This window comes from Pseudomonas sp. 9.3L, from assembly GCF_058536285.1.
This window is the reverse complement of the sequence record NZ_JBZUBK010000001.1, coordinates 4,122,605-4,143,666: the sequence shown is the minus strand read 5'-3', so window position 1 is coordinate 4,143,666 and position 21,062 is coordinate 4,122,605. Positions and strand designations below refer to the sequence as shown.

Annotated in this window: 15 protein-coding genes; 10 read left to right on the top strand and 5 right to left on the bottom strand. The window is 57.8% G+C overall.

What is annotated here, in order from left to right; translation table 11 throughout:
- Window positions 1-120 precede the first annotated feature (120 nt).
- Complete coding sequence (locus AC4LE2_RS19185) at window positions 121-2,415, top strand: YgiQ family radical SAM protein (RefSeq protein ID WP_491827478.1); 2,295 nt, start codon at window positions 121-123, stop codon at window positions 2,413-2,415.
- Here the strand turns inward: AC4LE2_RS19185 and AC4LE2_RS19180 are convergent.
- Window positions 2,412-5,606 (bottom strand): deaminase domain-containing protein, encoded by a 3,195-nt coding sequence (locus AC4LE2_RS19180; RefSeq protein ID WP_491827476.1) that lies wholly within the window; start codon window positions 5,604-5,606, stop codon window positions 2,412-2,414. The genes AC4LE2_RS19185 and AC4LE2_RS19180 overlap by 4 nt on opposite strands.
- Window positions 5,607-6,854: 1,248 nt before the next feature.
- Between AC4LE2_RS19180 and azu the strand changes: the two genes are divergently transcribed.
- Entirely contained in the window at window positions 6,855-7,304 is a 450-nt protein-coding gene (gene azu / locus AC4LE2_RS19175; protein ID WP_491827474.1) for an azurin, read from the top strand.
- Between the two features lie 22 nt (window positions 7,305-7,326).
- Here the strand turns inward: azu and pncB are convergent, their stop codons facing one another.
- Complete coding sequence (pncB, locus tag AC4LE2_RS19170) at window positions 7,327-8,532, bottom strand: nicotinate phosphoribosyltransferase (RefSeq protein ID WP_491827472.1); 1,206 nt, start codon at window positions 8,530-8,532, stop codon at window positions 7,327-7,329.
- 442 nt (window positions 8,533-8,974) lie between these two features.
- Between pncB and AC4LE2_RS19165 the strand changes: the two genes are divergently transcribed.
- The 6 genes from AC4LE2_RS19165 (at window position 8,975) to AC4LE2_RS19140 (ending at window position 15,274) form a co-directional block, all read left to right on the top strand.
- Entirely contained in the window at window positions 8,975-10,111 is a 1,137-nt protein-coding gene (locus AC4LE2_RS19165) for a branched-chain amino acid ABC transporter substrate-binding protein (RefSeq protein WP_491827470.1), read from the top strand.
- A gap of 122 nt (window positions 10,112-10,233) precedes the next feature.
- Window positions 10,234-11,148, top strand: coding sequence for an ABC transporter permease subunit (locus tag AC4LE2_RS19160; RefSeq protein WP_491828181.1), 915 nt, complete (start codon window positions 10,234-10,236; stop codon window positions 11,146-11,148).
- 2 nt (window positions 11,149-11,150) lie between these two features.
- Window positions 11,151-12,434: a high-affinity branched-chain amino acid ABC transporter permease LivM gene (livM, locus tag AC4LE2_RS19155; RefSeq protein ID WP_491827468.1), complete on the top strand. Its 1,284-nt coding sequence runs from the start codon at window positions 11,151-11,153 to the stop codon at window positions 12,432-12,434.
- Window positions 12,431-13,306 (top strand): ABC transporter ATP-binding protein, encoded by an 876-nt coding sequence (locus AC4LE2_RS19150; protein ID WP_491827466.1) that lies wholly within the window; start codon window positions 12,431-12,433, stop codon window positions 13,304-13,306. The genes livM and AC4LE2_RS19150 overlap by 4 nt, the downstream gene beginning before the upstream one ends.
- Window positions 13,303-14,019 carry an ABC transporter ATP-binding protein gene (locus AC4LE2_RS19145; RefSeq protein ID WP_491827465.1) on the top strand — a complete coding sequence of 239 codons (717 nt, stop codon included), beginning with the start codon at window positions 13,303-13,305 and terminating at the stop codon, window positions 14,017-14,019. Before AC4LE2_RS19150 ends, AC4LE2_RS19145 begins: the two co-directional genes overlap by 4 nt.
- 487 nt (window positions 14,020-14,506) lie before the next feature.
- A complete protein-coding gene (locus AC4LE2_RS19140) occupies window positions 14,507-15,274 on the top strand; it encodes an SDR family oxidoreductase (protein WP_491827463.1) in 768 nt (255 codons plus the stop codon).
- Here AC4LE2_RS19140 and AC4LE2_RS19135 read toward each other — a convergent pair.
- Complete coding sequence (locus AC4LE2_RS19135; RefSeq protein WP_491827462.1) at window positions 15,225-16,358, bottom strand: AGE family epimerase/isomerase; 1,134 nt, start codon at window positions 16,356-16,358, stop codon at window positions 15,225-15,227. The two genes, AC4LE2_RS19140 and AC4LE2_RS19135, sit on opposite strands and share 50 nt — an antisense overlap.
- A gap of 282 nt (window positions 16,359-16,640) precedes the next feature.
- On the opposite strand from AC4LE2_RS19135, the gene AC4LE2_RS19130 reads away from it, so the two are divergent.
- Complete coding sequence (locus AC4LE2_RS19130) at window positions 16,641-18,713, top strand: AsmA family protein (RefSeq protein ID WP_491827461.1); 2,073 nt, start codon at window positions 16,641-16,643, stop codon at window positions 18,711-18,713.
- Between the two features lie 113 nt (window positions 18,714-18,826).
- On the opposite strand, the gene AC4LE2_RS19125 is transcribed toward AC4LE2_RS19130, so the two are convergent.
- Both AC4LE2_RS19125 and osmE read right to left on the bottom strand, forming a co-directional pair.
- Window positions 18,827-19,357, bottom strand: coding sequence for a ferritin-like domain-containing protein (locus tag AC4LE2_RS19125; RefSeq protein WP_491827460.1), 531 nt, complete (start codon window positions 19,355-19,357; stop codon window positions 18,827-18,829).
- A 155-nt stretch (window positions 19,358-19,512) separates the two neighbouring features.
- The gene (gene osmE / locus AC4LE2_RS19120; protein WP_491827458.1) at window positions 19,513-19,854 is read right to left on the bottom strand and encodes an osmotically-inducible lipoprotein OsmE; all 342 of its coding nucleotides are present in this window, start codon (window positions 19,852-19,854) and stop codon (window positions 19,513-19,515) included.
- 189 nt (window positions 19,855-20,043) lie between these two features.
- Between osmE and AC4LE2_RS19115 the strand changes: the two genes are divergently transcribed.
- On the top strand, window positions 20,044-21,054 hold the full coding sequence (locus tag AC4LE2_RS19115; protein WP_491827456.1) for an AI-2E family transporter: 1,011 nt from the start codon (window positions 20,044-20,046) through the stop codon (window positions 21,052-21,054).
- The last annotated feature ends 8 nt before the right edge of the window (window positions 21,055-21,062 follow it).

The window sequence follows — 21,062 nt, the reverse complement described above, 5'->3', positions numbered from 1 at the left end:
GATCTATGCCCAAGCGCGCCTCGCTAAATCCGACAAAGGTCGTCGGATTTGGTTATTTTTTGTGCTATTCTCCGCGACCGCGAATTCACGCGGGTCTCCGCCATTCATACGGTTATCGCCATGCAAGCAGCCAAGCCGCTATTCGACTACCCAAAGTACTGGGCCGAGTGTTTCGGGCCAGCGCCTTTCCTGCCTATGAGCCGGGAAGAAATGGACCAACTGGGCTGGGACTCGTGCGACATCATCATTGTGAGCGGCGATGCCTACGTGGATCACCCGTCTTTCGGCATGGCCATTATTGGCCGGTTGCTGGAAGCCCAAGGCTTCCGCGTGGGCATCATTGCTCAGCCCGACTGGACCAACAAAGACGACTTCATGAAGCTGGGCGAGCCGAACCTGTTCTTCGGCGTGGCAGCGGGCAACATGGACTCGATGATCAACCGCTACACCGCGGACAAGAAAATTCGCTCCGATGACGCCTACACGCCCGGTGGGTTGGCGGGCAAGCGGCCCGACCGTGCGAGCCTGGTGTACAGCCAGCGCTGCAAGGAGGCCTACCGCAACGTGCCCATCGTGCTCGGCGGCATTGAAGCGTCGCTGCGGCGTATTGCGCACTATGACTATTGGCAGGACAAGGTTCGTCATTCCATCCTGATTGACGCCTGCGCTGATATTCTCCTGTACGGCAATGCCGAGCGAGCCGTAGTTGAAGTGGCCCAGCGGCTGGCGGCTGGCGAGCCGGTGACCAGCATCACGGATATCCGCGGCACGGCATTCGTGCGGCGTGACACACCCCAAGGGTGGTACGAGGTGGACTCCACCCGTATCGATCGACCAGGCAAGGTCGACAAGATCATTAACCCGTACGTGAATACCCAAGACACGCAAGCGTGCGCGATTGAGCAGGAAAAGGGGCCGGTTGACGATCCCTCCGAAGCCAAGGTCGTGCAGATTCTCGAAAGCCCGCGCATGACCCGTGACAAGACGGTCATTCGCTTGCCTTCGTTCGAGAAAGTGCGTAACGACGCTGTGTTATATGCGCATGCCAACCGCGTACTTCATCTGGAGACCAACCCAGGTAACGCCCGGGCGCTGGTGCAGAAACACGGCGAGGTCGACGTCTGGTTCAACCCGCCGCCCATCCCCATGACCACCGAAGAGATGGACTACGTGTTCGGGATGCCCTACGCGCGCATTCCCCACCCGGTCTACGGCAAGGAAAAAATCCCCGCCTATGACATGATCCGTTTCTCCGTGAACATCATGCGGGGCTGCTTCGGCGGCTGTACCTTCTGCTCCATTACCGAACACGAAGGCCGCATCATCCAGAACCGGTCAGAAGAGTCGATCATTCGCGAGATCGAAGAAATCCGTGACCGGGTGCCCGGCTTCACGGGGGTGATTTCTGACCTGGGTGGGCCGACCGCCAACATGTACCGCATCGCCTGCAAGAGCCCGGAAATCGAATCCGCATGCCGCAAGCCATCGTGTGTGTTCCCCGGCATCTGCCCCAACCTCAATACCGATCACTCGGCCCTGATCCAGCTGTACCGTAGTGCTCGTGCCTTGCCGGGGGTGAAGAAGATTCTGATTGCGTCAGGCCTGCGCTACGACTTGGCGGTAGAGTCGCCGGAGTATGTGCGTGAATTGGTAACTCACCACGTGGGTGGTTACCTGAAGATTGCACCGGAGCACACCGAGGAAGGCCCGCTTAATCAGATGATGAAGCCGGGAATTGGCTCCTATGACCGCTTCAAGCGCATGTTCGAGAAGTACTCGAAAGAAGCCGGCAAAGAGCAGTACCTGATTCCGTACTTTATCGCCGCTCACCCTGGCACCACGGATGAGGACATGATGAACCTTGCGCTGTGGCTCAAGGGCAACGGGTTCCGCGCCGATCAGGTACAAGCCTTCTACCCGTCGCCGATGGCCTCGGCCACGGCCATGTACCACTCGGGTAAGAACCCGCTGCGTAAAGTGACGTATAAAAGCCCGGCAGTGAGTATCGTCAAGAGCGAGGCGCAGCGCCGGCTGCACAAAGCTTTCTTGCGCTACCACGACCCCAAGGGTTGGCCAATGCTGCGTGAAGCACTGGAGCGCATGGGGCGCAGCGATCTGATTGGCGCTGGCAAGCACCAGCTGATTCCAGCGCACCAGCCTGAGGTCGATACCTACACCAGTGCGCGGCGTAAAAACTCCACGCCGGCGGGCAGCCATAAGGTAGGCCGTGAGCAGCGTATTCTCACGCAGCATACGGGCCTGCCGCCGCGTGCCAGCGACGGTAGCAAACCGTGGGATAAACGCGAGGAAGCCAAGGCTGCCGCCCAGGCACGTCGTGATCAGACCACACGTGCCAGTAAAGGCGGCGCCAAGGTTAAGAAGAAGCCTAGCCGGCAGCCTGTGTTACCGCGTTAACTCACGTTCGCAGCTCCCGGCCCGGGCCCAGGCTGCGGGACGGTAGGCGTGGGCCGCGGCCACTCATAAACGTCGAAGCCTGCATCAGGGAATTTCTCGCGAAAGTGCTTAATCAGCGTGGTACAGCTGTCGCAGGTGGGGAAGCGTGTAAACAACACGGCCTTGTCAACTTCCTGCGGGTCTACCCCTGTCTTGGTGATGTAGGCCAAGATGTTGCGCTCGGAGTCTAAGCGGCGGTCGTTAATATTGCCGATGTTCAGGTTGCCGGGTTGGGACAGATCAGGAAGATGAACCAGCGTCTCGGTACTCAGCCTATCGCCTTCGCCGCGACAGTTAATGTAATGGGTACCATCCTCTGCATCCGTAGTGATGCTAGATTTTCTATCTGCCATTGCCTTGCCCAAGTTTACATCGGTTTTGCGTTTAGGCATGCCGGATACACTGAAGTACACTTCCGGAGCCCTTTTGTCTTTATAGTCGAGGACGAGAAAGGCTAGGTTTTTGCCCTTGGGAAGGGCGCTATCGATCGCTACCGAGTCCAGTACCCGCTCGGCATCAAATTTAATTGATGGTTCAGTCAGTCGATTCAAATGCGTAGCAATAGCGCTCCTGACATCAGCAGAAGTTTCACGGTTAATAGCGTAGGTGTAATCGCTGGCCAGCAACTCACGGGTTTGTTTACTGTAGCTGCGGCGAGAATACTTGGCGAACAGGGCTGCCTGAGCGGGAGTGGTGCTAAGTTTGAAGCGCTGAGACATGGTCGATCCAACATCAACGCCTTCGGATAGCGTCTTTTCGATAACTTCTAACTGAGCGTTGACCTTTTGCTCGCCCAGTGTTCGAAGTTGCAGGTTCGCATCCCAGCAACCGGTGTATATGAATTTAAGCTCTTCTTCAATAGTCATACCTTCACCACGAGGCGAGTTACCTTCTGGTATTTTGCGAAGTTTGAAGCTATCTGCGTTTGTTGGAATCTCCGCCTGGTAGAACACGCCTTCGTCCACGCACGTCACGATATGCTGCTTCCCGTTTTCCACGGAGGTCACCTGCACCGCCGAAAGTACCCGGCGGTCGTTAGCCTGCGTCACAACGCCAGTGGTTATTTCAACACGCTGGAATAGCTCATTTCCCGCAATTCGGCGCACACTGATTTCGTCTCGGTAATCTTCCCATTTCAATTCCTGCACAGATTCATCCTTGCCTTGCCTGGTACGCCATAGCTTGCGATTGTCAGCGAAGTGACCAGTGTTGGGATCTGGTATTACTTTACGGTGATCGAACCAGTTCACCGCACCTGTCGGCACCTCGGTATTAGGTGCAAGTTCAGTAAAGAGGCTCGTCATACGGTCCCCCGAAGGGCCACATATCAGAGGCAGCTGTATGGGGGTGCGTCGGACTCGGCAACCCCTCTGTTTGAGAGGGGGTCGTGCAAAGGGTGGGGGTGCTTGCTCAAGTACTTGAGGCCGGTCGAGTGTGTCCTTGCGCACCTTATAGAAGCGCCCAGAACACTCTAGCCAGGTGTCTTCTGCCCAGCGAATCCATGTGATAGACAGGGAGGGTGCAGGGTCCGGCAGGTAGTAGCGGCCTTCGATAGTAGTGACCGGCAAAGTTTTGGGTAACCGACCCAAGTTGCCTATGTCATCCACTATGTCAAGGGCGGGGCCATAAGGGAGATGCGTGTGATGATCTACAAGCCGCGGCCTGCTTAGCCCTGGTAAAGACTTACCGGTATTGATCACCAGCACACTGCTGTTGTCTCCGAATCGCTGAGTGAAGATGGCAGGACGGTGCGAGGGCGCAGCGGGTGGCACGCTCGGCAGACGCTGTTTATCTGCTGATTTATGCAACTGACGCGCTGCACGCGACACAAGCGCACCGTAACTGCGGCGAAGGGACAGGATCATGCCTAGGTCAGGATTACCTGACTGCAGATCAGCGCCTGTGGGAAGAAGCGCGTCAAGTACCTCTAAGACAGATTTACGCAAGCGTGGCCCAAGCGTTTTAATCGCTTGGCGGGCGCCTACTCGCGTGCCCAGAGCAACGAAGCGCAGGCTTAAGGCGCTTAACCTGGCGACGGCGCCGAAGCTCAACAGTTCCAGGCCAAAGCCCAGCAGGCCAAATGCAATCAACCAACCTTTTCCGCCTTCGAAGCCCTCTTTGAGGGTTTCATATGAGGACCAGAAGGGCACTAGGGCCTTAACTGCCTCCGGAAATTCTACGGGGTCTTCACCTTGCACCACGCCCCGAGCCAGCGGGTAAAGGGAGGCGCCGGTACCCTCTATCAGATACCTCAGGTGGTTACTAATTGACTCGCTGGTATTGAATACCTGGGAAGGGGGGGCAAGGGCAGGCTGGATGTAGGCAAATGGCTCTAGCCAACCACTGAACTGGGCATGAGGCACCGGCAAGCCACCATTGGCGAATGCTTCCCAATCGAAGGGCAACAGATGCTGTTCGCGGGGCTGAGAGAGCCTGCGTGGTGGCGTAATCTTGCGCTGTGGGTCAGCCACTACTTGGCACCAAGCTGCTGAAGGTAAGAGCGCGTAGAAGTAGGCGCCATCAGGGGTTTCTACGTAGGCAATCATGCCGTAACTCGACACCAGTATCGTGTCTTCGCCTGGCACCGGCCTTGCTAGCTTGCAGAGAGCGACAGGGTGATTTTCCAGGCGCAGGCGGTCTTCTAGAGGAAGGTCGCTTAATAGCCTTTGTGTCATAACACCAGCAGCGTGGGTAGCCTCTTGTTTCCAACGGGTGAAGGCCTCTTCGAAGCGCTCACTCATGTTTGGGAGGTCTCTGTTCTGGCTCCAAGGCTCATATAACTTGTCACCCACCTGTACCAACGCCTGGACGAACACCGGGTCATCGCCTGAAGCAAGACCGCTGGCCAGGGCCTGCACAGCGTTTATGCCACCGCTTCGCAGGAGGCTCTCCTCCCTACGTCGGGTGGCGTTTACAAAGCGGGCTTCTGGCGAAATACCTCGTGCTTTAAGCTCGTTATCGATCATCTGCAGGCGATCGGGCATAGGCGCATTTAAAGCACTGGCCGCAAGGTCTAAAGCCTCGACCTGCGTAAGGAGCGCTTGCGCCGCATGGGCTGGCGCCAAAGGCGTAGGTAGTCCGGCGATTTTTTGTGTTGCTCTATTCCAGTGGGCTAAGCCTGGGGCCAGGGCAGCGGCCAATGCCTCGGACATGCGTTCGTTATGGTCGCGCTGAGCTAGCCGAGCGGGAAGATCAAGCGCTTCGTTGAAGAAACACTCACCCGCGATGCCGGGCTTGCATACCTCAAGCGTGGTAACGCCATGAGACAGTTGCACCCACGCAAGGCTTGACGCCCAAGCCAGGCTGTCGGGTAGGCCTAATACGGTGAGTTCCGCTGGGCCATGGCCGCTTAGCAGGTAGCGGACCAGGCCAAAAGTGCTTGCAGGGCAGTCATTAAGTTTGGAGGTAACATGTGTTTTTAATTTATCCAGCAGTTCACCCACTGCAATACCAGCCTGTTGTTCATAGAAGTCAAAGCCTAGGAAATCTTCGTCAGGGTCCAGTGCCCACGGCAATACCAGCGTCAGCATCGCCAGGTCATGACCTGATAATGCTTCTCCTCTACTTGTGGGTGTTTGCCAGTCCAGTGCCTGCTCTATCGCATCGAGTAAGGCTTGAGCGGCATCGGTCCCAAGGGCGCGAGCCAGAAGGGTAGCTGGATATTCTTTGAGCGCCGAAGGGTGCTGATTATCGGTGGCCCCACGCAGAAACGCTGATACATGACTACTAGGGCCTGGCTGGAGGATAGGCAGGTTGCGAAGCGCGTTGATTTCCACAGGGTCTAGCAACTGAGTCAGGTCTGATCGTGCAGCGCGCACCATGGCGCGCAAGTACCGCTCCCGTTCAAAGCGTAAGGCGTTTAATAGTGTGCTTGTCTCAACGCTAAGCGCACTCGTCAAGCCGGTGTGCTTGGCCAATATTTCGGCTAACGACGTTTCGTGACGAATCGCTGCAGGGCGGCCCTCATCGTCTACGTAAAAGCGAAGCGTCGCGATTTGATGCGTCTCGATAGCTTCCGTACTGACCCGGGCTTTTCCTTTTAGGTGGGTGATTACCGCTTGTAGATCGTAGAGGCGTTGATCCTGCCAGTGGGCAAACAGATCAAGCAGCCGCATTGAGGATGTATTCATGGTCAGGCTCCAATGGTGGGAGCCCCCAGTTCAACCCGCCTTGCCCCGGTCGAGGTGCTACATAATGTTGGCGTTTTAGTCGGCAGGAGGGTATGACACGCCACTGGCGCCACAGGCATAGGCAACCAGCAGGTTACGAAAGAATGTGTTCAAGTACATGGCGAAGTTCCTCGGGTTAGGTTGAGAAGCATACGCCTGGCAGGCAAGATGGGACCGTTGAAAGTGTTCATGGGCCTGATAGACAATCTCAGGCCCTTATCTGGAGTATTTATGCTGCTCAAAGCCTTGTTTACGAGTGTCTTCGCCCTGATCGCGCTACCCGCATTCGCCGCCTCTTGCGAGGCAACCATCGACTCCACCGATCAGATGACCTTTGATAAAAAGGACATCCAGGTCAGCAAAAGCTGTAAGTCGTTCACGCTCACCCTTACCCACTCAGGCAACTTGCCAGTGCAGGTAATGGGGCATAACTGGGTATTGACCAAGGCAGACGACCTCAAGGGCGTGGCCAGCGATGGCATGTCTGCCGGGGTGGACGCAGGCTACCTCAAAGCTGACGACAAGCGAGTGATCGCGCATACCCGCTTGATCGGCGCCGGGGATAAGGACAGTGTGACGTTCGACGCGTCTGCCCTGGACCCTGCCACCTCGTATTTGTTTTTCTGCTCGTTCCCCGGTCATGTGGCAATGATGCAGGGAAAGGTCACGCTTGTGGACTAAACCGGGGCGCGTAGCGCCCTTGTTATGTGGGTTGGCTTACTTTGAACACATGCCGCAGGTAAGACACAAAGTTCGGGTCGCGGCACTGAGTCTTGGCGGCTTCGTCCGAGATCTTCGCGACCGGTTGCCCGTTGCAGCTGGACATCTTCAATACCATGCTCATGGGCTTCACGCCCTCGATGTCACACGTCAGGTTGGTACCAATCCCGAAACTGACATTGATACGGCCGCGCAATACGCGGTACAGGCTCAAGGCGCGTGGCAGGTCCAGGCTGTCTGAAAATACCAGGGTCTTGGTCATAGGGTCGATACCCAGCTTACGGTAGTGAGCAATGGCCTTTTCCGCCCAGATGACCGGGTCACCGGAGTCGTGCCGTAGACCATCGAACAGCTTGGCAAAGTACAAATCGAAGTCCCGCAGGAAGGCGTCCATGGTGATGGTGTCGGTTAGCGCGATGCCTAACAGGCCGCGGTACTCCCGTACCCATGCATCCAAGGCAGCGATCTGGCTATCGATCAAACGAGGGCCAAGCTGCTGGTGCGCCATTACCCACTCGTGGGCCATGGTGCCCAAGGGTTTTAGGTCATATTTACGGGCAAGGTGGACGTTGCTGGTGCCGACGAAGCGCGCCGGGAACTCAGCCTTGAGCAGGTGCACGATTTCATCTTGAACACCAAACGAAAAGCGCCGCCGGGTACCGAAGTCTGCCACTTGCAGCCCTGCTAGCTCATCCGCAGTGGCGTTGGCCACCAGCCAGTCGAACTTTCGATACAACTGCTCCCGGGCGCGCTGCAAAACCATGTCTGGATTAAGGTTACGGTTGCGTACTTCACTGACCATGGCCAACAGTGGTACTTCAAACAAAATCACATGAAGCCAAGGGCCGCGCAGGCGGATATACAACTCGTCGTTTTCGATGCCCAGTTGCACGTAGCGAAGGTTGAACCGGAACAACCCCAGAAAGCGCAGGAAATCGGGTTTCATGAAGTTGATGTTTTCAAGGAATACCGTTTCCTCACTGCTCAGGCCCAGCTCGCATAGCCGTTCCAGCTCGGTTTCCAACTCGCCAAGCCAGGGCCGCAGGTCTTCTCCGTTCCGGCACCTGAACTCCCACTCCACGTCCGTGTTGGGGTAATTGTGGAGCACCGCCTGCATCATCGACAGTTTGTAGAGGTCGGTGTCCAGCAGTGACTGGATAACGCGGGGGCCAAAGGGTGAGTCGATCATCAAAAGCTCCAGGGTGCCAAGCCCCTTGTGACAACAACGCAAAGAAAAAGTGAGGCCAGGCTTTGGATGATGCTGCCTTTGGCGCACGGCATTATCGCAGATGGTGCGCCACACCGTGAGGGCGCACTCCGATTGTGCAGTTCCGTTACGCAAAATGTTACGGCAAGGTTGCGCTGGCCCCTCACCAAGGGTTGCACTCGCTGCGCTGTACGGTTTCTCTTTTCTCAATCACAGGCGCAACTAATGACGCACTAGAAGGTTGCACGTGCTGTTTAAGCAACGCGGCGTCACACGTACCCTGTGAGTGAGCTACAACTTTAGGCGCAGTGAAAATTTGATGGCACGAGGCTTGCTCGTGCCTTGGGGCTAAGCCAGTACTAGCTGAAAGATCAAAACGCTGAAGTTGTAGTGCCAAACCAAAAAAAGCTCAGGAGCACCACTCATGTCGCAGACGTTTTACAAACACGGCTTTCTGGCCCTTGCGGTAGCTGCCGCGATGGGCGCTGCGTCTTATGCCCAGGCAGACGTCAAGATCGGCGTAGCCGGCCCCATGACCGGCGCCAACGCCTCATTTGGCGAGCAATACATGAAAGGCGCTCAGGCTGCAGCCGACGCTATCAACGCCGCAGGCGGTGTGAATGGGGAAAAAATCACGTTGGTTGCAGGGGATGATGCCTGTGAACCCAAGCAGGCTGTAGCGGTTGCCAACCGTCTTGTAGATCAGGACAAGGTTATCGGTGTAGTGGGCCATTTCTGCTCGTCGAATACTATTCCGGCCTCGGAAGTGTATGGAGACGCTGGCGTTATCGCGATCACTCCCGGCTCCACCAACCCTGCCGTGACCGACCGTGGCCTGCCTGCCATGTTCCGCATGTGCGGGCGGGATGATCAGCAGGGCATCGTCGCGGGCGACTATATCGTAGACATGCTCAAAGCCAAGAAAGTGGCCGTCATCAACGACAAGGACACCTACGGCAAGGGCCTGGCGGATGCCACCGCCGCCCAATTGAGAAAGCGCGGCGTAACGCCGGTGCTTGAGGAAGGCCTGACCCGGGGCGAAAAAGACTTCAGCGCCTTGGTAACCAAAATCCGCGGCGCCGGAGCCGAGGTCGTGTTCTTCGGCGGCCTGCACCCCGAAGCCGGGCCATTGGTACGGCAGATGCGTGAGCAGGGCCTGAAGGATGTGAAGTTCGTATCCGATGACGGCATTGTTACCGATGAATTGGTTACTACCGCCGGTGGCAAGCAATACGTTGATGGCGTGTACATGACCTTCGGTGCCGATCCACGCGTGTTGCCAGACTCCAAAGCGGTAGTGGAGCAATTCCGCAAGAGTGGTTATGAGCCAGAGGGCTATACCCTGTATGCCTATGCTTCCCTGCAAGCATTGGCCGCGGGCTTCAACGGCGCCAAGTCAAACAAGGGCGAAGATGCCGCCAAATGGCTCAAGTCGCACCCTGTGAAAACCGTAATGGGCGAGAAGTCCTGGGACAGCAAGGGCGACCTGAAAGTCTCGGATTATGTGGTGTACCAGTGGGGCTCTGACGGCAAGTACAAGCAGCTCGAACAACAAAAATAAGCGTTGCTTGCGGCTCGCGTGCCTCCATGGCAAGCGAGCCTGCCTAGCCACACCGCCAAGACTGTCGCCTAGCCTTTCGGCGGGGCAGGTGTTGGCGCCCTCACGGTTCACGAGAGCGCATGATGGACGGTATTTTCCTGCAGCAAATGGTCAACGGGCTGACTCTGGGGTCAGTCTATGGACTGATCGCCATTGGCTACACCATGGTCTACGGCATTATAGGCATGATCAACTTCGCCCATGGCGATGTGTATATGGTGTCGTGCTACCTCTCGGCCATAGGGCTCGCCGTACTATCCTATTTCGGCCTTGAGTCGTTCCCTTTCCTTATCCTGGGCACCTTGATCTTCAGCATCGTGGTAACAGGGGTCTACGGGTTTGTGATTGAGCGCGTGGCGTACAAGCCGTTGCGCAATTCAACGCGGCTGGCCCCCTTGATCAGTGCCATCGGGATTTCGCTGATCCTTCAAAACTACGTGCAAATCAGCCAGGGCTCCCGTCAGCAGGGCGTGCCCACCCTGCTTGAGGGAGGGTGGCGCTTTCACGTAGGCAGCGGCTTCGTGCAACTGAGCTATACCAAGGCCTTTATCATCATTGCCGCGTTCGCTGGCATGGCTGTACTGACCTACATCATCAAGTACACCAAGCTGGGGCGCATGTGCAGGGCAACGCAGCAGGACCGCAAGATGGCGTCGATCCTGGGCATCAACACCGACCGCGTCATTTCCTACGTGTTCGTGATCGGCGCTGCCATGGCGGCGTTGGCCGGGGTGCTGGTGACCATGAACTACGGCACCTTCGACTTCTATGCAGGCTTTATCATCGGTATCAAAGCCTTCACCGCAGCAGTGCTCGGGGGTATTGGCTCGCTGCCAGGCGCCATGCTCGGCGGTTTGATCCTGGGGGTGGCCGAGTCGCAGTTTTCGGGCCTGGTGAATTCTGACTATAAAGACGTGTTCAGCTTCGGCCTGCTGGTACTGATCCTGATTTTCCGTCCCCAAGGCCTGCTGGGTCGCCCACTCGTGGCGAAGGTGTGACCATGTCCTCTGCTATCCATACCCCTGTGAACCTAAAGAAAAGCCTGATCGATGCGATCATTGCCGGCCTGCTGGCCCTGATTGTATTCGGGCCGATCGTTGGCATCGTACTCGACGGCTATGGCTTCAACCTGCAACCTGAACGTACTGCCTGGCTGGTCGGCGCGGTCATGGCGGGGCGCTTCCTGCTCAGCCTGTTTTTGCAAACACCCCAGGGCTTACGCATTACGCAGGGCTTTGAAGGCAGTGGCGCGGGCGTTCATGTGCTGGCGCCGGACTACAAGTCGCGGCTGCGCTGGATCATTCCGCTGCTGATCGTGATTGCTGTGGTCTTTCCCGTGTTCGCTAATAAATACATGCTGACTGTGGTGATTCTGGGGCTGATCTACGTGCTCCTTGGCCTGGGCTTGAACATCGTAGTAGGCCTGGCAGGGCTACTTGACCTAGGGTACGTGGCTTTTTATGCCATCGGCGCCTATGGCCTCGCCCTGGGTTACCAGTACCTGGGCCTGGGGTTTTGGTCCGCACTGCCCCTGGCGGCCATTGCGGCGGCCTTGGCGGGGTGCATTTTGGGGTTCCCGGTGCTTCGAATGCACGGGGATTACCTGGCCATCGTAACGCTAGGGTTCGGGGAGATCATTCGGCTGGTGCTGAACAACTGGCTGGACTTCACCGGTGGCCCCAACGGGGTGCCCGTGCCGTCGCCTACCTTCTTTGGGTTGGAGTTTGGGCGCCGAGCAAAGGACGGCGGCGTACCGATCCATGAATACTTCGGTTTCACCTACAACCCGGATCTGAAGTTTTTGTTCATCTACGCGGTACTGTTCATCGTGGTGATGCTGGTGCTGTACATCAAGCACCGCCTTACCCGGATGCCCATAGGCCGCGCGTGGGAAGCGCTGCGAGAGGATGAGATCGCCTGCCGGGCCATGGGCCTCAACCATGTACTGGTCAAGCTGTCAGCGTTCACCCTTGGGGCGTCTACCGCAGGCTTGGCCGGCGTGTTCTTTGCCAGTTACCAGGGGTTCGTCAACCCTACCTCCTTCACCTTCTTCGAGTCCGCGCTGATCCTTGCCATCGTGGTGCTGGGCGGCATGGGCTCTACCGTGGGGGTAGTGATCGCCGCCTTCGTATTAACCGTTGCGCCAGAGCTGTTGCGCAGCTTCTCGGAATACCGTGTGCTGTTGTTTGGCGTGTTGATGGTGCTGATGATGATCTGGCGGCCACGTGGGCTGATCCGTATCAGCCGCACCGGGGTCACGCCACGCAAGGGAGTAGCGCCATGAGCGACGATATCATCCTGTCCGTCGAACACCTGATGATGCAGTTCGGCGGTATCAAGGCGCTGAGCGACGTTAACCTGCAAGTGCGGCGCAACTCGATCTTCGCACTGATTGGGCCCAATGGTGCAGGCAAGACCACAGTCTTCAATTGCCTCACCGGCTTTTACAAGGCCACTGGCGGGCGTATCCAGCTCAATGCCCGCAACGGCAGTGTGGAGGTCATCAGGTTGCTGGGGGAGTCGTTCAAGGCAAGCGACTTTGTAGCACCTGGGCGCTTCTTCAGCCGGCTGTACTACAAGATGTTCGGAGGCACGCACCTGGTCAACCGCGCGGGCCTGGCCCGGACGTTCCAGAACATTCGGCTATTCAAAGAAATGTCCGTGGTAGAAAACCTGCTAGTGGCCCAACACATGTGGGTCAATCGCAATATGCTCGCCGGTATCTTCAATACCCCGGGCTACCGTAAAGCTGAGGAGCAGGCCCTCGCCACTGCGTTCTACTGGCTTGAAGTCGTAGACCTGGTGGACTGCGCCAATCGCCTGGCCGGAGAGTTGTCGTATGGGCAGCAGCGCCGCCTGGAGATCGCACGGGCCATGTGTACACGGCCTCAGGTGATCTGCCTGGATGAGCCGGCTGCCGGGCTCAATCCTCAGGAAACCGAAGCCCTGAGTGGCATGATCCGCCACCTGCGTGACCACCACGATATGACTGTGGTGTTGATTGAACACGACATGGGCATGGTAATGAGTATTTCCGATGACATCGTGGTGCTGGACCACGGCAACGTGATTGCCGTGGGCAAGCCTGAGCAGATCCGTAACGACCCCAAGGTGATCGCTGCCTACTTGGGCGCAGACGAAGAGGAGCTGGTATGAACGGGCCTATTCTCGACCTGCGGGCCATCGACGTGTACTACGGGCCTATCCAGGCACTCAAGCAGGTGTCGCTGCATATAAACCCTGGCGAAACCGTAAGCCTGATTGGCTCCAACGGCGCAGGCAAGTCTACGTTGCTGATGTCCATCTTTGGGCAGCCACGGGTAGCCCGTGGGCAGATCCTTTACGAAGGCACGGACATTACACAGAAGTCTTCCCACTACATTGCATCCAATGGCATCGCGCAGTCCCCCGAGGGGCGGCGCGTATTCCCGGACATGTCCGTGGAAGAGAACCTGATGATGGGTACGATCCCAATTGGCGATAAATACGCCAGTGAGGACATGCAGCGCATGTTCGAGCTGTTCCCGCGGCTCAAGGAGCGCCGTAATCAGCGGGCTATGACCATGTCGGGGGGCGAGCAGCAAATGCTGGCCATTGCCCGTGCCCTGATGAGCCGCCCGAGGTTGCTGTTGCTGGATGAGCCGTCTCTGGGGTTAGCGCCTATCGTGGTGAAGCAGATTTTCACGACCCTGCGAGAGTTGGCTAAAGCCGGCATGACCATCTTCTTGGTAGAGCAGAATGCCAACCATGCCTTGAGGCTGTCCGACCGTGCGTATGTCATGGTCAATGGGCAGATCCGCCTGAGCGGAACCGGGCAAGAGTTGCTGGCAAACGATGAGGTACGCAATGCCTACCTGGGCGGCCACTGAAAACGCAACGTACAGGGCCGATCGAAAATGTGGAAAACATTTTCTGCCAGCCCTTGCAATGCGGTGAAAGGTCACCTAAAGGCGCTGCTTATCCCCAACGGTTATTAGCCCACAAATTAGGTGGGCGAGCCTGTGAATAAGCGGTTGGCAACAGGCTGCAGCCCTTGCGACGTAAGGGTTTTAGCCTGTTGCTCAATTATTGATCTACCCGTATCGATCTCACTCTCTAGCGGATTGTCAAGCCTTGACAGGTTCAGCGCAGGCATATAAGTAGCCTGTGGATAAGTCTGTGTGAAACCTTTGGAAAGGGGGCTCGCAAGGCCGCATTCGTTAGCCCTTTGTTAACAAGGTCTTCAACGCGTTTTTAGTGCCAAAAGGTCAGTCGGCAGTCTCACAGCACCCGCGATTGTGCCGGGTGAGCCCAGCAGGCATGCTGGTGCTCGATTAAACGCTCATACGGCAAGCGCCGCTCACTCAGGAGAAACCAATGCCTTCTACTGTATTTATCACGGGTGCCACGTCAGGCTTTGGCGAGGCCTGTGCCCGACGCTTCGCGGCCGCCGGCTGGTCGGTGATTATCACAGGCCGCCGTGAGGACAGACTCCACGCGCTGGCCAGTGAATTGGGGAAAGACGTTGACGTGCTACCGCTGGCAGTAGACGTACGTGACCGTCGCGCCATGGAAGCGGCCATCGAAGGTCTTCCAGAGCGGTTCGCAACCATCACCGCACTGGTGAACAACGCCGGTCTGGCCCTGGGCGCAGACCCTGCCCCCACATGCAGCCTGGATGATTGGGAAACCATGGTGGATACCAATATCAAAGGGCTGCTGTTCACCACGCGCTTGTTGTTGCCGCGATTGATCGCCCATGGCAAAGGCGCGGGCATTGTTAACCTGGGGTCGGTGGCGGGTAGTTATCCTTACCCGGGCAGCCACGTGTACGGCGGCACCAAAGCATTCGTCAAACAGTTTTCCCTGAGCCTGCGCTGTGACTTGCAAGGCACAGGCGTGCGGGTAACTGACCTGGAGCCGGGCATGTGCGAAAGTGAGTTTTCACTCGTTCGCTTTGGTGGGGACAGGGCACGCTATGACGCAACCTATGCCGGTGCCTACCCCATTCAGCCCCAAGACATCGCCGACACCATCTACTGGATATTGACCCAACCGGCCCACATCAACATCAACCGCCTTGAGCTGATGCCGATCACTCAATCCTGGGCAGGGTTTGCAGTGGAGCGCACACCAAAGGGCTAGCTGCCAAGGCTGCAAGGCAGGTGTAGAGGTGATAGGGCGTAGTGGAGGGCATGTCGTGCCGGTTCACTACGCCTGTCGCGTCACGGCACTCATACCAGCCCGCCGGGCGCAGAAATTGCACTTGGAACGTTTCCAGGGCATTGGCGAGGCTGGCTTCCCGCGCAGGCAACAGGCTCAATGCCCGCAGGTATTCGGCCTGGGCCCAGATACGTCGGGTGCCGTCAAGCAAGGTGCCTTGCGCAGTCAAGCCGGCACACACCGCGCCGTCTACCATTCCCTGCGCTTCGGAGCGTTCTAAGGCCTGCGCCATATCAGTGGCCAGGGGGTGGTTGGCCAGCCGTGGCGACGAGGCCAGTAGATAGAACCACTCGAACTGATGGCCTGGCTCATACCAGTTATCTGGGTGGCCGAGCGGCTTTTCCAGCAACACACGGTGAGCCGGATCAAAGAAGCGCGTATGCATACCGTCGCACAAGGCATGCAGAGCGGCCTCGGTGGGGGCGTTGGAGTAGGTGTCCAACGTGGCCAGGAAGGCTTCGGCCAAATGCATCAGGGGGTTTTGCAAGGCACCTTCATCGCCGCGCGCCCAGTCATTGTTCAGGCAGGCGGTGTAGAGCCCATCATCGATTGCAAAACGCTGGATGGCCGCCAGCGCCTGCGTGACACAACCTTGCGCTTCAGGCGCCAGGCGCAGGTAATGAGCACAGGCAAACAGCACGAAGGCATGGGTGTAGAGGTCTTTGCGGGTATCGAGCGGCGCGCCTTGGGCGTCGATGCTATAGAACCAGCCCCCTTGCACAGGGTCAGCAAAATGCTGATTAAGCGACTGGAACAGCGCGGCAGCGCGTGCTTTGGCGCCAGGGTGCTCACCCAATGAAGCGAATACGAATAACTGCCTGGCGCAGGCCATGGCCCGATAGCGTTGCGCGGGCAATGGTTGATGGGCGGCGTCTAGCGCTTCGTAAGGCAAGCCAAGGCTGGCGTTCCAGCCTGGGCCCTCCCAAAGCGGCACGATGCCGTCGATAAAATGCTGCCACACCGTGGAGAAGGTGTTGGCGACCTGAGGAGGGACAGAGGTAGGCATGGGCGGCTTTCAACGGGCTGCAAATGGGCGCCACTGTAGCAGCAAGCCCCGACAACGACCAAGGTTGGCGTAGGCAACCCAACAGGGCTTGTGGTTGACATAGTGCGCGCGGGTTGCCCACGTCAGCGGTATGCTTCGGGCGGCAAGGCGATGGCCTTTCATGGCAGGCCTTGACCTGGCATCGCCTCGATGGCCGAACCTGTGCCGTCTCGCTGTAGTCACACCCATGACCGCCCACCATGCGCCGCTGCCCTCGGATGGTCGCTGTAAGGAGAAACATCCATGTCACGCCCGCTTCGCATCCTTGCCTGGATCGCCGCCGTCATTGCGGTACTGGTCATTGCCCTCGTGGTGTTCATCGCCACGTTCAACTGGAATCGAGTAAAGCCCACCCTTAACGAAAAGGTGTCCGCTGCCTTGCACCGGCCCTTCGCTATCAATGGCGACCTGGCGATCCAGTGGGGGAGGGATGCAGACGAAGGTGGCTGGCGAGCGTGGGTGCCTTGGCCCCGGTTCATCGCCCAAGACATCAGCCTGGGTAACCCTGAATGGTCCAGTACGCCGCAAATGGCGGGGCTCAAGCGGATCGAGTTTCGCCTGTCACCGTTGCCGTTATTGGCCCAGCGAATCGTAATTCCTCGCATTGACCTCACCGAGCCAAGCGCGGATTTGCAGCGCCTCAAAGATGGCCGTGCCAACTGGGACTTTGACCTGGGGCCTAAGGATGACCAGGCAGAACCTTCCAATTGGGTCGTAGACATCGGTGCGGTCGGCTTTGATAAAGGCGAGGTCAAATTCGACGACGCTACCCTCAATACCCAGGTGCAGGTGATGATTGACCCTCTGGGTAAACCTATTCCGTTCAAAGCCCTGGCGGGTGACAGCGAGGCGGCTAAAAGCCTGGATAAAGAAGGCGGTAGTGCGCAGGACTACGCGTTCGGGTTCAAGGCCAAAGGGCGCTACAAAGGCCTACCGGTACAGGGCGAAGGCAAACTCGGCGGGTTGCTGGCGCTTAAAGATGCCAAGCAACCGTTCCCTGTGCAGGTAGAGGCCACGGCGGGTGATACACATGCAGCCGTGGTGGGTACCCTGACCGACCCGCGCAATCTGGGTGCCTTGGACCTTCACCTGAAACTCTCAGGCACCAGCCTGGGCAATCTCTATCCCATCACCGGAGTGACCCTGCCGGACTCACCGCCTTACAGCACGGACGGTCACCTGATTGCGCACCTGCATGATCCTGCAGGGGCTACCTTCCGCTACCAAGGCTTCAATGGACGTATTGGCGGCAGTGATATCCATGGTGACCTGGCGTTCGCCGCCAGCCAGCCACGCCCTAAGCTGACGGGCAAGCTTGTCTCCAATCAATTGCTGTTTGCTGACCTGGCACCATTGATCGGTGCGGACTCCAACACCGAACAAAAAGCCCGCGGCGCCGCTACCCAGCAACCTGCGGGCAAGGTACTGCCGGTGGAGCCCTTCCGCACCGACCGCTGGCGCGCCATGGATGCTGACGTGGAATTCGCGGGTAAACGTATTGTGAAAAGCGAGAGCCTGCCTATTACCGACCTCAACACGCACGTGGTGCTCGATGACGGCCGCCTGAGCCTGGAGCCGCTGCGTTTTGGTGTGGCAGGTGGGCAACTCAATGCTCAGATCCGCCTTAATGGTCAGAGTACGCCCCTGCAGGGGCAAGCTCGCCTGAGTGCACGAGGCTTCAGGCTCAAGCAGTTGTTCCCAACCTTCGAGCCCATGCGCACCAGTTTTGGCCAGCTTAACGGCGATGCGGAGTTTTCAGGCACCGGCAACTCGGTTGCAGCGTTGCTGGGCTCTGCAAATGGCGGGTTGAAAATGCTGGTCAATGACGGCGCTGTGAGTCGTGACCTTATGGAGATTGCCGGGCTTAACGTGGGCAACTACGTGATGGGCAAGATATTTGGCGACAAGGAAGTGAAGATCAATTGTGCAGCGGCAGACATTGGTATCAAGGATGGCCTGGCCAGTACCAACCTCTTTGTATTCGATGCCGAAAATGCCGTGATCTACATTGATGGCAACACCAACCTGAAGACCGAGCAAATGGACTTCAAGATCACACCTGAATCCAAAGGCTTCCGTTTGTTCTCGTTGCGCTCGCCCCTCTACGTGCGCGGCACCTTCGCCAATCCTAGCGCGGGCGTACAAAGCGTGCCGTTACTGTTGCGTGGTGCGGGGATGGTTGCATTAGGCGCCGTGGTTGCACCTGCGGCAGGTTTGCTGGCGTTGGTCGTGCCCAGCGGCGGTGATGAGTCGAATCAGTGCCGACCGTTGCTGGAGCAGATGCAACAGGGCAAGGTGCCGCGTACGGTGAAGTAAGTGTGCAAGTGCGACTGGCAGAGACGGGAGTTGAGGCGGGTCGCCAGCAAGCTGGGCTGCTACGGAGGATGTCTGGTAGCAGCGGCCGCTGGCTCCGCTGCTACGAGAGGGTGTTACAGGTCGGCGAGGATGTCGGCCATGTCGTCAGCGTGTTCTTCTTCCTGGGCCAGAATGTCTTCCAGGATGCGACGGGTCGTTGGGTCCTTGTCGCCGATGTATTGCACAACCTCACGGTACGAGTCGATAGCGATACGCTCGGCCACCAAGTCTTCGTAGACCATCTCTTTCAAGGTGTTGCCCGCTTTGTACTCGGCGTGCGACATCTTGGACAGCAGGTCGGGGTTAAATTCAGGCTCGCCACCCAACTGCACAATGCGCTCGGCCAAGCGGTCAGCGTGCTCGGCTTCTTGCTGAGCGTGCTCTAGGAATTCGTCAGCGGCGACACTGGCCTTTATGCCATTGGCCATGAAGTAATGGCGCTTGTAACGCAGAGTACACACCAACTCAGTGGCAAGGGCTTCGTTCAGCAGGCGAACGATTTCTTCACGATCGGCAGTATAGCCTTCGGTGACGGCACCGTTGTCTACGTTTTGACGCGCGCGTTCACGCAGCGTTGCTGTGTCGGTCAGTTGCAGGTTCAGCATGGTCTTCTCCAGGCGTATTCGCGGTATCTCGGCCTGCTCTGTTGAGCGCTTTGGCGCGTGGCAGGCTCGGGTGTAACTGTGAGTGGCGGTCTCGCCGAAGGTTTCACCCTTGGCGAAACGCACCACACCTGATCAATGCAGCCTGAGGTCGCCGCTTACTTGGCCATCTCGTTCTGTTTGCGTTGCTCGCAGCTCATAAAGCCTTTGGTGTCTACCAGGCCGGCACTGCTGAAGCTGACGTAATAGGCTTGCTGATGACCTTCGCGGTTAAGCACGTAGTTGTTGCACGTACCGTTAACGGTACCGGCAGTGCCTTCAACAACCGTGGAGGGCGGGCCAGCGATGGTGCGCACTTGCTCCATGGTCATGCCTTTTTCTACTTGCTTGACCAGTGGCTCGTTACGGTAGGTCACGAAGTCTACTGGGTTCTCTGGCGTGGTCTGGCAACCTGCGAGCACAGCGAGGGTGCACGCAGCGGTTAGCATCTGCTTGTACATGGGTATCACTCCTTGAAAGCCGGATTGGCTATGGTTTTTGGAGCTTCGTTTGTACGCAAGAGTTCGAACTTTCGAGCGTTTGCAGAGAGGTGGCACGCTTAGGCTAATCACAAGCCACGTCAGGCTCTGGTTAAGCGACAGGTTCGCTGGCAGACTGCCCATCCTCCCGGGTCGCTTGTTCGAGGCCGTATGCTCACGTTTTCACCGCGTCATATTTTGCTGGTCAGCTGGGCGCTGGCGGTCGCCGGGTTGCTGCTGGTCTTGCCGCTGCGCTTGCTACCCAGCTTATTGGCAGGGCTATTGGTGTTCGAACTCGTCAATATGCTCACGCCCCAGTTGCAGCGCCTTATTGCCGGCCCACGCGCGCGCTGGCTCGCAGTGGCGTTGCTGGGCACGCTGGTGGTCAGTGCCCTGGCGTTGATTTTCTTTGGCGCGTTCAGCCTGGTGCTTCACGAGGTGGAGAACCCTGGGGCGTCCCTGGACAAGTTCATGGTGGTGGTGGATCGAGCCCGCGGTCAGCTACCTCCGGCGCTCGATGCCTACCTTCCCGCCAGCGCAGCAGAATTTCGCGTGGCCATCGGTGCGTGGATGGGCAAGCATGTCAGCGATTTGCAACTGGTGGGCAAGGATGCGGTGCATACCTTCGTGACCTTGCTGATTGGCATGGTGCTGGGCGCGATCATCGCACTGCAGCGGGCGCCCGAGGATGCCCAGCGTCGCCCTCTGGCCGCTGCGCTGTATCAACGGCTACGGCTGTTAGTGCAGGCCTTCCGCAACATTGTGTTCGCCCAGATCAAAATCTCGTTACTCAACACCGCCTTTACCGGCATTTTCTTGATGGTGGTGCTTCCGCTGTTAGGCATCAAGCTACCGCTGACCAAGACGTTGGTAGTGATGACCTTCTTGTTAGGGTTGTTACCGGTGATTGGCAACCTGATGTCCAACACCTTGATCACGATCGTAGGGCTGTCGCTGTCCATCTGGGTGGCCATGGCGGCGCTGGGGTATCTGATCCTCATCCACAAAGTGGAGTACTTTCTCAACGCGCGCATTGTAGGGGGGCAGATCCAGGCCAAGTCGTGGGAGCTGCTATTGGCCATGCTGGTATTCGAGGCGGCCTTCGGATTGCCCGGCGTGGTCGCCGGGCCCATTTACTATGCCTACCTGAAAAGCGAGTTGCGTGAGGCCGGGCTGGTATAGGCCATCGC